The following is a 13451-nucleotide window of genomic DNA, read 5'->3' on the forward strand; positions in this document are numbered from 1 at the left end:
AAACGCTATGTGTAAGAAGAGTCTTTTTTTTGCCAAATTATCCTTCGGGCAATCATAATTTCCCCACTCTCGTATTTTTTTCGCTAGACTAAAGTATCTGAGCTGAAAAATACGCTACGTGTATGATTCGTCAATACGATGCCACATGCTCCTTCGGGCGATCATGATATCAAAATCCCTTCCTTCAAGATTTATATAATTATATCATACTTTCAAAAAATGTATGCGGATGGAAACCGACAATAAACGGAGGAAATCTACAAAAATTGTTATGTTTAAATATTTTTGTAGAAAAGCCTAAGTTATTTCGTAAGATAGGAAAGGTTTTAAAGTTTGTCCAATAAGTAAGGAAAGAGTCTGCTAGTAGGTCCATTTGATGTGTGTTTGGCGAAAACAGCACAAGAAATATATTGTAAATCGTGTTACGACAAAAAAGCATGACCCAAAGTAATTGAGGGGCATGCTTTTTTCATTGGTGTGCTTTTCCCTCAGATACGTTTTGGGTAAGGCGATACCAAAGCCAAAGATCGTTAATAATTGAAGCAAGATCAGCAATTTCAGAATTAAGCTTACAGGAAATTTCAAAATTCTCTTCGTTATTTAAACGATGTTGTTTTTGATTAATGTAATGTTCAAGTTCTTTTATACGATCGGGTATTTTTCCCCGAATTTGCTCCCATTTTAATAAAATAGCGTGCTGCGTTTTTTTAGAGATGTCTTCCCATTCTTCTTGTATGTTCGGCACTGCAATTCCTAGATGCTCGTTGTATATAAAATATTTTTCCATAGATACACCTCCATTTTCCTGCCTCTATTTTACATAAAAAAAGAAAGAAGTTCGACGAAATTGTTTGAAAAAAATTGAAAATGACTCTTGATACATTTTGTAAAAGGTGTTAAAGTGTGAATTATTATAAAAGAAAATGAATATTTATTCTTTAGGGGGATGCAAAAATGGAGAAGAAAAAAGTTGTATTAGCATATTCTGGAGGTCTTGATACTTCCGTTGCAATTAAATGGTTACAAGAGAAAAATTATGATATTATCGCGCTTTGCTTAGACTTAGGGGAAGGTAAAGACTTAGCATTTGTAAAAGAAAAAGCACTTTCAGTAGGTGCAATTAAATCGTATATGGTGGATGTTCAAGAGGAATTCGCGAATGAATATGCATTGATGGCGATGCAAGCACACACATTATACGAAGGAAAATACCCTCTTGTCTCTGCGTTATCTCGTCCGCTGATTGCGAAAAAATTAGTAGAAATCGCAGAACAAGAAGGTGCGACTGCAGTTGCACACGGATGTACAGGGAAAGGGAATGACCAAGTTCGTTTTGAAGTTTCTATTCAAGCATTAAATCCTTACTTAGAAGTAATTGCACCTGTGCGTGAATGGAAATGGTCACGTGAAGAAGAAATTGCATATGCAAAAGAAAATAATGTACCAATTCCAATTAATTTAGATAGCCCATTTTCAATCGATCAAAACTTATGGGGACGCAGCAACGAATGTGGAATTTTAGAAGATCCATGGGCAGCGCCGCCAGAAGATGCATATGAGATGACATTGGCATTAGAAGATACACCGAATAAACCAGAGTTTGTAGAAATTGGATTTGAAGCAGGCGTACCGACTACTTTAAATGGCACTGCATATCCACTTTCAGAATTAATTAAAACGTTAAATGCACTTGCTGGAAAACACGGCGTTGGACGTATCGATCACGTAGAAAATCGTCTTGTCGGTATTAAATCTCGTGAAGTATACGAATGTCCAGCAGCGATGACGTTAATTACAGCGCATAAAGAGCTGGAAGATTTAACACTTGTGAAAGAAGTAGCGCATTTTAAACCGATGATTGAACAGAAAATAACAGAACTTATTTATAACGGCCTATGGTTCTCACCTTTAAAACAAGCGCTTAATGCTTTCTTACAAGAAACGCAAAAAAATGTAACAGGTACAGTGCGTGTGAAATTATTTAAAGGTCATGCAATTGTAGAAGGTCGTAAATCTGAGTACTCTTTATATGATGAGAAATTAGCAACATATACTGCTCAGGATGAATTTAATCATGATGCGGCAGTTGGATTCATTTCATTATTCGGTTTACCTACGAAAGTATACAGCCAAGTGAATCAAAAGAAGGTGGAAGCGTGAGCAAACTTTGGGGCGGACGTTTTACAGAAGAAGCGGAAGCATGGGTTGAAGAGTTTGGAGCATCCATCTCCTTCGATCAACAATTAGTAAATCAAGATATAACTGGGAGTATTGCACACGTAACGATGCTAGCAAAGCAAGGCATCGTTACGAAAGAAGAAGCAGAGAAAATAAAGATAGGGCTTCAATATTTACTAGAGGAAGCGAAAGAAAATAAATTGAGTTTCTCAGTCGAGGCTGAGGACATTCATTTAAATATTGAAAAGATGTTAATTGAAAAAATCGGTGAAGTAGGAGGAAAACTTCATACAGGCCGAAGCCGTAACGATCAAGTAGCGACTGATATGCACTTATATTTAAAAGAAAAAGTGCAAGATATTATAAAGGCTACAAAACAATTGCAAACTGTTCTTGTTCATCAAGCGGAAAATAACATTGAAACAATTATGCCTGGGTATACGCACTTGCAGCGTGCGCAGCCTATATCATTTGCACATCATATTCTTGCTTACTTTTGGATGTTAGAGCGCGATGTGAATCGTTATGAAGATTCATTAAAGCGTATTAACATCTCCCCATTAGGAGCAGGAGCGCTAGCTGGGACAACATTCCCGATTGACCGAGAATATAGTGCGGAGCTTCTTGGATTTAATGGAATCTATGAAAATAGTTTAGATGCGGTAAGCGATCGTGATTTCATACTGGAGTTTTTAAGTAACTCGTCTATGCTCATGATGCACTTATCACGCTTTTGCGAAGAACTTATTTTATGGAGTAGCCAAGAGTTTCAATTTATTGAAATGAGCGATCAATACGCAACGGGAAGCAGTATTATGCCGCAAAAGAAGAATCCGGATATGGCGGAACTAATCCGCGGTAAAACGGGCAGAGTATACGGTAACTTATTCAGTTTACTTACAGTAATGAAAGGATTACCGCTCGCTTACAATAAAGATTTGCAAGAAGATAAAGAAGGAATGTTTGATACAGTAAAAACAGTAGAAGGATGCCTGCATATTATGGGCGGCATGCTAGAAACGATGACTGTAAACAAAGAAAAGATGGGGCAAGCTGTAACGCAAGATTTCTCTAATGCAACAGAAATTGCTGACTATTTAGCAAACAAGGGACTACCATTCCGTCAAGCTCATGAAATTGTTGGAAAGTTAGTTCTACATTGCACACAAAAAGGAATTTATTTATTAGATGTACCACTTGAAACGTATAAAGAAATGAGTTCGTTATTTGAAGAAGATTTATATGAAGTTCTTTCACCATATGCGGCTGTAAAGCGCCGTAATAGTGCTGGCGGAACAGGGTTTGAACAAATCCAAAACGCTTTGGAAAAAGCGAAGGGGTTAGTTGGAGAGTTTGTTGGAAGTTAAATGATGTATGATATAGAAGGTAAGGTGCTTTTTTTAAAGTACCTTACCTTTTTGTATTTAGACTTTTAGGTACGCATCTATCATTTCATAATTTTTTTGCATAATCATAAAGTGATGCTTCTCATGAATCGCTAATAGTTGAATAGATTGAATAAGGTTAGGATAGTGAGCAATGGGGTCTAAAAATACGATATGCCCTGCGATATTTTCTTCTATATTTTGAACTAGTTTTTTTAGTTCATCTGTTTCATGTGAAAGTAATTCTTCTAATTCGTTTACATTCATAGAGTGATAGACTTTTTTTGAAGGGATTAAAATCCAAGGGGCTTTCATGCCTCTGCCGTGTTTTTCTTTATATTCGGCATAAATATCATGTATGTCAGTTGCAAATGGCGCGTTTTTTCTTAGCTTGGCATAAGGGATAAGAGTGAAAGAGAATTTAATCGCTATTTTTAGCATCCTTGCAATTAAATATAAGTGATAAAAGTGTTCACCAATAGACCATTTTCCATCCTCTTTCCTATACCATAGTTGTTCTTGTGAAAGTGAATGAAGCTTAGGAAGGAACTGGTTTCTTTGTACATGTAATGTATGAAAATGTTTTGAGATATTTTCAGATTTCATAGTAGAGCATCCTCCATACTTGTTTTTTCCTAATTATAACATTTTTCGTATAGATTTAATTAAGCCTAGAACAATATGTTCTAGGCTTAAAGTTTCATCGATTAATCATACTTATGTCGATCTTTCGTAATTCGAATATACTCAATATCCATCAAATCTCGAAGTAATGCACCATTACTTAGTTCCACACCATGTTTCTCTTTAAAATGTGTGCGAATCGTATCTAACATTTCGATCTCTTTCCCATTCACATCTAAAATAATACGTTCAGAATCATCCATGTAGCATCCTCCTTTTCTAAACACACATATTGTGTCCGTCTATTTCTAAAAAATGTATGTTAGTGTAATGTTAGGAAATGAGAAAGGAATGGAAGATGCGACGTATTGTTTTTCTTTAGTGATTGTTGCTGCTTGTCTTGTATTTATCGTGAAATATGTGAAATGAAAAACACCAAGCCCCTGGGGACTTGGTGTTTTATTTATGAATTAAAGATCACCTTGCTCCTCATCACCACGAACAACAAGGACATCGCATTTCGCATAGCGAATAATATGTTCAGAGACGCTACCAATTAGGAAACGCTCAACAGCATTTAAACCAGTTGCACCACACATAATTAAATCTACTTTATTGTTTGGAGCGATTTCTTTTGAAATTTTAGATTTAGGATTACCAAATTCTAATACAGTTTCAATTTTTTCAAGGCCAGCTTCAAGCGCAGTTTTTTTGTAGTCTTCTAATAAGTCTTCTGCAAATAGATTTGCACGTTCAGCAATCGCGCGGCTATAAGCCTCTACTGCTGAGTACGCTTTTACATCAACGATATGAGCGATTGTTAATGTTGCATTGTTTCGTTTTGCAACTTGAATTGCTTTTTTAAACGCTTTTTCTGCTTCTTTAGAACCGTCCACCGCAATTAAAATATTTGTATATGTATTATTCATAGTAAATTCCTCCCAATCATTTTTATAACTGTTTACAACTTAATTATAAAACAAATTATGGTAATGCGCTCGCTAAAACGTTACAGAATTTTGAAAACTTTGTTTCAATTCATTTTAGTTGTAATTGGAGCGAGAACTTGTTACATATGAACTATAGCAATTTAAAAGGAGGGCATGTTTGTGAGACACGCGCTCATTACAGCCGGTACGAAAGGTTTAGGAAAGCAAGTAACAGAAAAGTTATTGGCTAAAGGCTATTCAGTAACAGTAACGTATCATAGCGATATGGCTGCTATGGAAACAATGAAAGAAACATATAAAAATGTGGAAGAACGTCTACAGTTCGTGCGAGCTGATGTCACGAAAAAGGAAGATTTACATAAAATAGTAGAAGAAGCGATGAGCCGTTTTGGCAAAATTGACTTTTTAATTAATAATGCTGGTCCATATGTATTTGAACGAAAAAAGTTAGTCGATTATGAAGAAGGCGAATGGAATGAAATGATTCAGGGCAATTTAACAGCGGTATTTCATTTATTAAAACTTGTCGTTCCGGTTATGAGAAAACAGAACTTTGGCCGTATTATTAATTACGGATTCCAAGGGGCAGATAGTGCGCCGGGATGGATTTATCGCTCAGCTTTTGCGGCAGCGAAAGTAGGACTTGTTTCATTAACGAAAACAGTTGCTTACGAAGAAGCGGAATATGGTATTACTGCGAACATGGTATGTCCTGGTGATATTATTGGTGAAATGAAAGAGGCGACAATTCAAGAAGCGCGTCAGCAGAAAGAACATAAAACACCAATTGGTAGATCTGGAACAGGTGAAGATATCGCAAGAACTATTTCGTTTTTATGTGAGGACGATTCCGATATGATCACCGGTACAATTATTGAAGTAACCGGTGCAGTGGATGTTATTCATAGACATCGATAGAATTAAATAAAGTGAAGTTTCGAATAATTGGACAGTTTATCCTTTATACTGAAAGGTGCGGATAATACTGTCCTTTAATGTAAGATTAAATCTATCGGAAAACTTGTCTTATTTTTTGTCAAATATTGAGATATTATGTTAAAATATAAGAGCGTAGAAAGCGCTTTAAAAAATGATTCAGGGGTCATTTCATAACTCAAGGGGGAACTAATAATGCGTATCGGTATTCCAACAGAAATTAAAAACAATGAAAACCGCGTGGCAATGACGCCAGCGGGAGCTGTACATTTAGTGCAAAATGGTCATGAAGTTTTTGTTCAAAAAGGAGCAGGTATAGGATCAGGCTTTACAGATGAAGAATACGTACAAGCTGGTGCGAAACTTGTTGAAACTGCTGAAGAAGCATGGAATCAAGATATGGTTATGAAGGTAAAAGAGCCAGTTGCAAGTGAATATGGTTACTTCCGCGAAGGTTTAATTTTATTCACATACTTACACTTAGCTCCAGAGCCAGAATTAACGAAAGCATTAATCGATAACAAAGTCGCATCAATTGCATACGAAACAGTACAATTAGATAATCGTTCATTACCATTACTTGCGCCTATGAGTGAAGTTGCAGGTCGTATGGCTGCGCAAATCGGTGCACAATTCCTTGAGAAAAACAAAGGTGGTAAAGGTATTTTACTTGCAGGCGTTCCAGGGGTGAAACGTGGCAAAGTAACAATTATCGGCGGTGGTCAAGCTGGTACAAACGCAGCGAAGATTGCAGTAGGTTTAGGTGCAGATGTAACAATCATCGACTTAAGTGCAGAACGTCTTCGTCAATTAGATGACATTTTCGGTAACCAAGTAAAAACATTAATGTCTAATCCATACAACATTGCAGAAGCTGTGAAAGAATCTGACCTTGTAATTGGTGCAGTATTAATTCCAGGTGCAAAAGCGCCAAAACTTGTAACTGAAGAAATGATTCAATCAATGGAACCAGGTTCTGTCGTTGTAGATATCGCGATTGACCAAGGTGGTATTTTCGAAACAACTGACCGTATTACAACTCATGACAACCCAACTTATGAAAAACACGGTGTTGTTCATTATGCAGTTGCTAATATGCCAGGTGCGGTTCCACGTACATCAACTCTTGCATTAACAAACGTAACAGTACCATATGCAGTACAAATTGCGAACAAAGGCTACAAAGAAGCTTGCCTAGGCAACGCTGCATTATTAAAAGGTATTAACACATTAGATGGATATGTAACATTCGAAGCAGTTGCAGAAGCACACGGCTTACAATACGCTGATGCAAAAGAGCTTCTTGAAAAAGCTCCTGCTTTATCATAATAGAGATACATGTAAGCCCCTCCTTTTGTAAGGAGGGGCTTTTTATTTGGATCAATTGTCTAGTTTCTTTACAATTTTCAATCCGAACATCATTGTAAAGAAAAGAATGCCGAATAAGTAATACAGAGCATATTCAACTCGTATCGTCGAATTTTTGTCAGTGATATATAAAATAAATAATATCGCAGAGCCGATTAAATGAGAGAGACCGAAAATTTGCGCCATAAGTTTTAAACTCATCTTCTCGATTCTTTCATCCATCTCAGGTAATGGATATTTCTCTGCATCGTTCTTTTTTTTCTTAAAGAATATTCGTTTCACTACTAATAGTATCAAGGCTAAGAGTATGTATACGCCAGCGAATAGAAGGACAGAACTAATTTTTTCTTCATCACTACTACTGAAATAAAGAAAGGCTGATCCTAACACTAAAATAGTAAGATGCGAGGCAAACCTTTGGATGAAATTATTTTTCATTTTTTTCCTCCCCAGTTTTATCTAATTGAAATAAATCTTCTACTTTACAGTTGAAAAACTCACATAATTTCAATGCTAATTCTAAACTTGGGTTGTATTTATTCTTCTCGATAGCGATGAGGGATTGTCTAGTGATTTGAACAGAGGAAGCTAATTGTTCTTGGGTGATGTTTCTAACGACGCGGAATTGTTTCACATTATTTTTAATCAAATATACAAAATCTCTTTTTTTGTAAATTTGTTACATTAACTTTATCCATTTTTAGGTAAAAAGTAAATAAAACTTTACAAAAAGTAAACAAAATTTTACGAGAAATATAGCTTGTTATGATGTGTTTTTTTGTGATAATTTGGAATTAAATAGAAAGTGAAAGTCGAAAGAGGGGATTCGATGGGGAGCAAAAAGAGGAAGAAAAAGCAAGCTAAGAGACAAAAATATATAAAGAAAAATCAGGAACAGAACATACCCATTTCAAAAAAAATAGTCCGTATTATAGAAAAAACATTTAAGTATATTTGTATGGTTCTGTATGTAATTTTGTGTGGTTATTCATTCGAGCTATTTTATAGTTTTGGGATAACTCCTAATATTATTGAGAGTATTTTAGTATTTATACTTGTCGCAATAGAGTTAGTCTTATTCTTTATATTGTTTGATAAAGTGTGGCCTAGTCATGAAAGCGGTAAAGATAGAAAAAGGAGCAAAAAATCTTCACAAGCTTCAAGCTCATCAAGTGGATTTGGCGACTACAGTAGCAACGATTGTAGCAGCTCAAGTGATGGTGGAGGCGATTGCGGAGGTGGTGGAGACTAAATTAGTTTTTGACTAATGAAAGGATGGATCGAAAGATGGAAGCTGTGAACTTAATAGAATTAACAAAGGATATTCAAAATCAACATAAAAACTTCGTCGTTTCAAATGTAAATAATCATTGCTTACGAATTGCTGTGTTTACTGGTGAATATGATTGGCACTATCACTCTAACTCCGACGAATTATTCATTGTATTAGAGGGAGAATTACTTATTGATTTTGAAGATGGAGAAACAGCGGTTTTAAAGCCGAATGATTCTATCTTAATTCCGGCTTGTACGATTCATAGAACGAGAGCATTAAAGAGAACGGTAAATCTTTGTTTTGAAAATATAGAGGCTGATACGATTAAGGTGGAGCAAGTATGAAAAAATTATCTGTAGCCGAGTATAGAAAAATCCTTCCGATTTTAGAAAGTCATACAAAAACGACGACGTTTGCTTATGCGGTATGTGATCAAATGATAGATGGTGAGGTTTTTGCAAACGAGAAGTTAACAGCAGGACTAATTAGTACAGCTAATGGCATTTATTATGTATTTGGTAATACGCAAGATGAAAGTTATAACGAAGATTTATTTTCGTATATAAAAACGGCTATTGAAAAAACAGAGAAGAGATTTACATTGTTCACTTCGAGTGAAGAGTGGGAAATGATGATAGAAGAGCGTTTTAGTAATGCACTTAGGAACATCCCGCGAATGAAATTTCAAAGAGTAACCTTTGAAGAGAGAAAACGAGATTGTAATAAAAGTACATATGAAGTGAAGCGTATCGATAGAAAAGATATAGCACGAAGCAATGAATTTACAGAGGAATATTATAAAGAATATTGGGGATCAATTGAAGCGTTTTTGAATGATGGTTTTGGATTTTGCATAGAACAAGAGGGAACGATTGTAGCGGAATGTGTTTCGATATTTAGCGGGAACGGGTTTGCTGAAATTGATATTGCGACGCATAAATCATATCAAGGGAAAGGATTAGCCCGAGCTGTTGCAACACGGTTCATTGAATATTGCATGAAAAATGATATTACACCGTGCTGGGATTGTTATGTAGACAATATTCCTTCGCAAAAATTAGCTAGTAAATTAAGTTTTTATAATCCCATAGAATATAGATTGTTTGTACGTAAGAAAACGGGGGAATAAAAATGAATGTGGAATTATCGAGATTTAAAGTGAAACAAGGTAAAAGTCATCGTGTAGACGAATGGATGCAGCTTCTTAATGACAATATGAAAGAAGTGCTTTTGACATTAAACGACGAAAAGATGTATGTAGAGACAATTTTCCGGGAAATAAGAGATGGAGAAGAGTACTTATATTGGCATTCTGTGCAAGGAGAAGGTGGGGCTGTTGTCGAAAATTCTCATCATGAAATTGATAAAAAGCACTTGGAATTTTGGTATGAATGTATTGATGAGGAAGTACCGTCTGTTGATATGAAAACAGAAGTTGTTATGATTCAAGATGTTGTGAAAGAAGCGATGAAATAATAAAAAGCACATTAAAATAGATTTGCTTTTTATTATGAACATTTTTTAGAAAAACAGTATACATTTTATGCTCTCAAACAGTATATAGAGAGGAGAGCATAAGGAGTCGTGGTATGTTTGGATATCTTTAAGTGAAAATAAAGTGGAATTTCAAAAATATTTTAGGGCAAACTATAATGAGATGAAAAGCTTCAAACTAAAAAATTTACAAATATACGGTGTAGTCGTAATAGGAATAACAGAGGATTTACAAAGTTTACAAGGGTCACCGTATATTAAGGCTGCTGTAAGAGGTGTAACAGTTGAGAAATATTGATTACGAGTAATTAATGTGAATAATCAGAAAATTTATGTTATAATATGGGAAAAGGAGGTTTATATGAGGCAAATACATGGAGCAATTTATATTTACATAACAATGTTTTTCGTGGTGATATCTTATGGGTTAGGGCACGTGTATTCGCATCCTATATTAACTTTTTTAAGCGGAGCATGTATGGCGTTTGCGCTTCTCGTCCATCTTTTCTCAGTTTGGATTGTGAAATTTCAATTGAATATTAGTGAGATAGAAGAAGGCACTTTTTAAAGAAAGGGCCTTCTTTTTTTATAATATTAGATTGGCTCTTGTAGTAATCTTTCAACTTTGTATTCCGCTTCTTTACATATAGACATTGAGAAGAATGAGACGAGAAATAAGTGCTTTTAAATGGAGGAGAATTATGAAGAAAGTATTATTTTTGTTCATTAGTATTTTCTTTTTAGGAAGTTGTTCAATTTCATATGTTACTTTTTCTAGCGAGAGCAAAAGTTGGAAGGGGCAATATAAAGGCCATATTGAGGATGACAGTGAAGATGGCATGTTTACGTTTCAATATAAGGGTGGAGATGGAAATACAGAATTGAAAAATTTAGAGATTGCTATTAATGGAGCCTTTAGTACGATGACACAAACGTCAGAAAATCATAAAGGAGCAAAGGTTGAAATGAAGTCTTCTTGTGTAAGTTGTGCACCCCTATCTAAAGATGAACCGATAGAGATTGTGATTAAATGGGATAATAAGTATGAAGAGAAGATGGTTTTAAAGCAGAAATAGAAAAAGGCAGCAATCACGCTGCCTTTTTATTATTTCACAAATTGTAATTCTTTCGGGAATTTCGTTAAAATTTCTGATCCGTCTTTTGTGATGTAAATATCATCTTCAATACGAACGCCACCTACGTTTGGTACGTAAATACCTGGTTCGATTGTGAAGACCATACCTTCTTTTAATAGAGAATCGTTGCCTTCTTTTACATCTGGATATTCGTGTACGCTAATTCCAAGTCCGTGACCAAGGCGGTGCGGGAAGAAGTCTCCGTAGCCTGCATCTGCGATGACAGAGCGAGCAGCTGTGTCGATTGCACCAAGTGTAACGCCTGGTTTACATGCTTCAACTGCTTGTAATTGTCCAGCAAGTACAGTGTTGTAAATGCGAGTTTGTTCTTCAGAAAGTTCACCGAATGCTACTGTACGTGTAATGTCAGAGCAGTAACCGTCAATGATTACACCTAAATCAAATAGTACGAAATCGCCGCGTTTCATTTTGTTTGCGCCTGGAATACCGTGTGGAAGAGCAGAGTTTGCACCTGCTAATACCATCGTATCAAATGACATTTTATGGATGCCTTTTGTTTTTAATTCATGCTCAATAATTGCTAATACTTCTAGCTCGCTACGATTTTCTTTAATTGCATTTACACCAACTTCAACAGCATAGTCTGCCATTTTAGCTGCTTCACGTAAAATAGAAAGTTCTTTTTCGTCTTTAATTAAGCGAAGTTCGCGAACTTTCTCTTCAGCTGATTTGAAAGCTGCATTTGGGAATAATTTTGTTAATTCTTCGTAACGTTCTACGTTTAAATGTTCTTTTTCAATTGCAACTGCATTTGCATTGATACCGCGGTCTTTAATTGCTTTTGCAATCATATCCCATGGTCTGTCAGTATCAGTAAATCCGATGATTTCATGTGCCCATCCAGCGTTACGTGCTTGACCTTCTTCCATTTTAGGACAAATTAAAATAGGTTCTTTTTCTTGGAATACAAACATACCAAGAAGTCTTTCGTGTGGTTCACAGTGGAAGTTCGTCATGTAGAAAACGTTTGGTGTAGAAGTTAAGAAAGCAGCTTCTACGTTTTTTTCTTTTAGCCATTGCATTAAATTTTCTAATCTAGCATTCATCGATTGGCACCCCCGAGATATTTAATTACAAATATAACTTTACATCGGATGAAAGCGTTATGACAAGTAAATAGATGTTAGAAAAGACAGGGAATTAAGAAATCATGTAGAATACAAAGTGTGAATGTGAATAGGGGAGGAATATAATAATGAAAGTATCTTATCACGGGCATTCGGTTGTAAAGATTGAAACGAATGGAAAGGTTATTTTAATTGACCCATTTTTAACAGGGAATCCGAAAACAGATTTAAAGGCTGAAGATGTAAAAGTAGATGCGATTCTTTTATCGCATGGACATGGTGATCATGTGGGAGATACAGTAGCACTTGCGAAGAAAAATAATGCGGTCGTTGTAGCACCATTTGAATTAGCTACATTTTTAAGTTGGCAAGGTGTGAATACACATCCGATGCATATTGGGGGTTCACATGAATTTGACTTTGGAAAAGTGAAATTTACCCAGGCATTCCACGGCTCTAGTTATATTGATGAAGAAAATAAGACGATTACATATACAGGTATGCCAGCTGGTATTTTGTTTACAGCAGAAGAGAAAACTATATATCATGCGGGAGATACTGCACTGTTCTCTGATATGAAGTTAATTGGAGAACTGAATGATATTGATGTAGCATTTTTACCGATTGGTGATAATTTCACAATGGGACCAGAAGACGCTGTTTTAGCTGCAAAATGGGTTGGTGCAAAAACAGTCGTACCGATGCATTACAATACGTTCCCAGTTATTGAACAAGACCCATATCAATTTGTTGAAAAGCTACAAAATTGTACAGGGAAAGTATTAGACGCTGGAGGAAGTATTACACTATAAAAAAGAAACCCTTCATTTGAAAAGACAAGTGAAGGGTTTTTTACGTATGCAGTACAGTTTTTAAAGTTTGTACTTGTTTTGGTGATTCTTGTCTTTTTGTACGTGGCTGTTCAGGTGTTTCATTCAACTCCATCGCAACTTTTTTCCCGTCTACGAAAGCTAAAAACACAGCACCTACAACCTCTAAAAATTTTTTCATCATGT

At 35.6% G+C, this 13451-nt stretch carries 19 protein-coding genes and 1 pseudogene; 12 read left to right on the top strand and 8 right to left on the bottom strand.

Annotated features, from left to right (window positions below):
• Window positions 1–469: 469 nt before the first annotated feature.
• Window positions 470–787: a radical SAM protein gene (locus COC96_RS12350; RefSeq protein ID WP_098268895.1), complete on the bottom strand. Its 318-nt coding sequence runs from the start codon at window positions 785–787 to the stop codon at window positions 470–472.
• Window positions 788–954: 167 nt separating this feature from the next.
• Between COC96_RS12350 and COC96_RS12355 the strand changes: the two genes are divergently transcribed.
• On the top strand, window positions 955–2160 hold the full coding sequence (locus COC96_RS12355) for an argininosuccinate synthase (RefSeq protein ID WP_088232197.1): 1206 nt from the start codon (window positions 955–957) through the stop codon (window positions 2158–2160).
• On the top strand, window positions 2157–3545 hold the full coding sequence (gene argH / locus COC96_RS12360) for an argininosuccinate lyase (protein WP_098268860.1): 1389 nt from the start codon (window positions 2157–2159) through the stop codon (window positions 3543–3545). The genes COC96_RS12355 and argH overlap by 4 nt, the downstream gene beginning before the upstream one ends.
• A gap of 57 nt (window positions 3546–3602) precedes the next feature.
• Here the strand turns inward: argH and COC96_RS12365 are convergent, their stop codons facing one another.
• The 3 genes from COC96_RS12365 to COC96_RS12375 all read right to left on the bottom strand — a co-directional run bounded on the left by COC96_RS12365 (window position 3603) and on the right by COC96_RS12375 (window position 5116).
• The gene (locus COC96_RS12365; protein WP_098268859.1) at window positions 3603–4169 is read right to left on the bottom strand and encodes a DinB family protein; all 567 of its coding nucleotides are present in this window, start codon (window positions 4167–4169) and stop codon (window positions 3603–3605) included.
• A 101-nt stretch (window positions 4170–4270) separates the two neighbouring features.
• The gene (locus tag COC96_RS12370) at window positions 4271–4450 is read right to left on the bottom strand and encodes a ProA domain protein (protein ID WP_141436518.1); all 180 of its coding nucleotides are present in this window, start codon (window positions 4448–4450) and stop codon (window positions 4271–4273) included.
• 207 nt (window positions 4451–4657) lie between these two features.
• Window positions 4658–5116 carry a universal stress protein gene (locus tag COC96_RS12375; RefSeq protein ID WP_001066674.1) on the bottom strand — a complete coding sequence of 153 codons (459 nt, stop codon included), beginning with the start codon at window positions 5114–5116 and terminating at the stop codon, window positions 4658–4660.
• 180 nt (window positions 5117–5296) lie between these two features.
• Between COC96_RS12375 and COC96_RS12380 the strand changes: the two genes are divergently transcribed.
• Window positions 5297–6055, top strand: a complete 759-nt coding sequence (locus tag COC96_RS12380) for an SDR family oxidoreductase (RefSeq protein WP_141535890.1) — start codon at window positions 5297–5299, stop codon at window positions 6053–6055.
• Window positions 6056–6268: 213 nt separating this feature from the next.
• Entirely contained in the window at window positions 6269–7402 is a 1134-nt protein-coding gene (gene ald, locus COC96_RS12385; RefSeq protein ID WP_098268858.1) for an alanine dehydrogenase, read from the top strand.
• 51 nt (window positions 7403–7453) lie between these two features.
• On the opposite strand, the gene COC96_RS12390 is transcribed toward ald, so the two are convergent.
• The gene (locus COC96_RS12390) at window positions 7454–7879 is read right to left on the bottom strand and encodes a hypothetical protein (protein ID WP_098268857.1); all 426 of its coding nucleotides are present in this window, start codon (window positions 7877–7879) and stop codon (window positions 7454–7456) included.
• The gene (locus COC96_RS12395) at window positions 7869–8090 is read right to left on the bottom strand and encodes a helix-turn-helix transcriptional regulator (protein WP_141535889.1); all 222 of its coding nucleotides are present in this window, start codon (window positions 8088–8090) and stop codon (window positions 7869–7871) included. Before COC96_RS12395 ends, COC96_RS12390 begins: the two co-directional genes overlap by 11 nt.
• 180 nt (window positions 8091–8270) lie before the next feature.
• On the opposite strand from COC96_RS12395, the gene COC96_RS12400 reads away from it, so the two are divergent.
• From COC96_RS12400 to COC96_RS12430, 7 genes and pseudogenes are all read left to right on the top strand, one after another.
• Window positions 8271–8693 (top strand): hypothetical protein, encoded by a 423-nt coding sequence (locus COC96_RS12400; RefSeq protein WP_098268856.1) that lies wholly within the window; start codon window positions 8271–8273, stop codon window positions 8691–8693.
• A 35-nt stretch (window positions 8694–8728) separates the two neighbouring features.
• Complete coding sequence (locus COC96_RS12405; protein WP_098268855.1) at window positions 8729–9061, top strand: cupin domain-containing protein; 333 nt, start codon at window positions 8729–8731, stop codon at window positions 9059–9061.
• Window positions 9058–9846: a GNAT family N-acetyltransferase gene (locus tag COC96_RS12410; protein ID WP_098268854.1), complete on the top strand. Its 789-nt coding sequence runs from the start codon at window positions 9058–9060 to the stop codon at window positions 9844–9846. Before COC96_RS12405 ends, COC96_RS12410 begins: the two co-directional genes overlap by 4 nt.
• A 2-nt stretch (window positions 9847–9848) precedes the next feature.
• On the top strand, window positions 9849–10193 hold the full coding sequence (locus COC96_RS12415; protein ID WP_098268853.1) for a DUF6176 family protein: 345 nt from the start codon (window positions 9849–9851) through the stop codon (window positions 10191–10193).
• 124 nt (window positions 10194–10317) lie between these two features.
• Window positions 10318–10509, top strand: a pseudogene (locus COC96_RS12420) (anti sigma factor C-terminal domain-containing protein); the annotation flags it as partial.
• A gap of 63 nt (window positions 10510–10572) precedes the next feature.
• Window positions 10573–10779 carry a hypothetical protein gene (locus tag COC96_RS12425; RefSeq protein WP_070145098.1) on the top strand — a complete coding sequence of 69 codons (207 nt, stop codon included), beginning with the start codon at window positions 10573–10575 and terminating at the stop codon, window positions 10777–10779.
• 133 nt (window positions 10780–10912) lie between these two features.
• Window positions 10913–11287, top strand: coding sequence for a hypothetical protein (locus COC96_RS12430; RefSeq protein WP_141535887.1), 375 nt, complete (start codon window positions 10913–10915; stop codon window positions 11285–11287).
• A gap of 29 nt (window positions 11288–11316) precedes the next feature.
• On the opposite strand, the gene pepQ is transcribed toward COC96_RS12430, so the two are convergent.
• Window positions 11317–12414: a Xaa-Pro dipeptidase gene (gene pepQ, locus COC96_RS12435; RefSeq protein WP_098268851.1), complete on the bottom strand. Its 1098-nt coding sequence runs from the start codon at window positions 12412–12414 to the stop codon at window positions 11317–11319.
• 149 nt (window positions 12415–12563) lie between these two features.
• Between pepQ and COC96_RS12440 the strand changes: the two genes are divergently transcribed.
• A complete protein-coding gene (locus COC96_RS12440) occupies window positions 12564–13247 on the top strand; it encodes a metal-dependent hydrolase (protein WP_098268850.1) in 684 nt (227 codons plus the stop codon).
• Window positions 13248–13287: 40 nt separating this feature from the next.
• On the opposite strand, the gene COC96_RS27565 is transcribed toward COC96_RS12440, so the two are convergent.
• A complete protein-coding gene (locus COC96_RS27565) occupies window positions 13288–13449 on the bottom strand; it encodes a hypothetical protein (protein WP_098768880.1) in 162 nt (53 codons plus the stop codon).
• Between the last annotated feature and the right edge of the window lie 2 nt (window positions 13450–13451).

Source organism: Bacillus cereus, from assembly GCF_002577405.1.
GTDB classification, from domain to species: domain Bacteria; phylum Bacillota; class Bacilli; order Bacillales; family Bacillaceae_G; genus Bacillus_A; species Bacillus_A cereus_AU.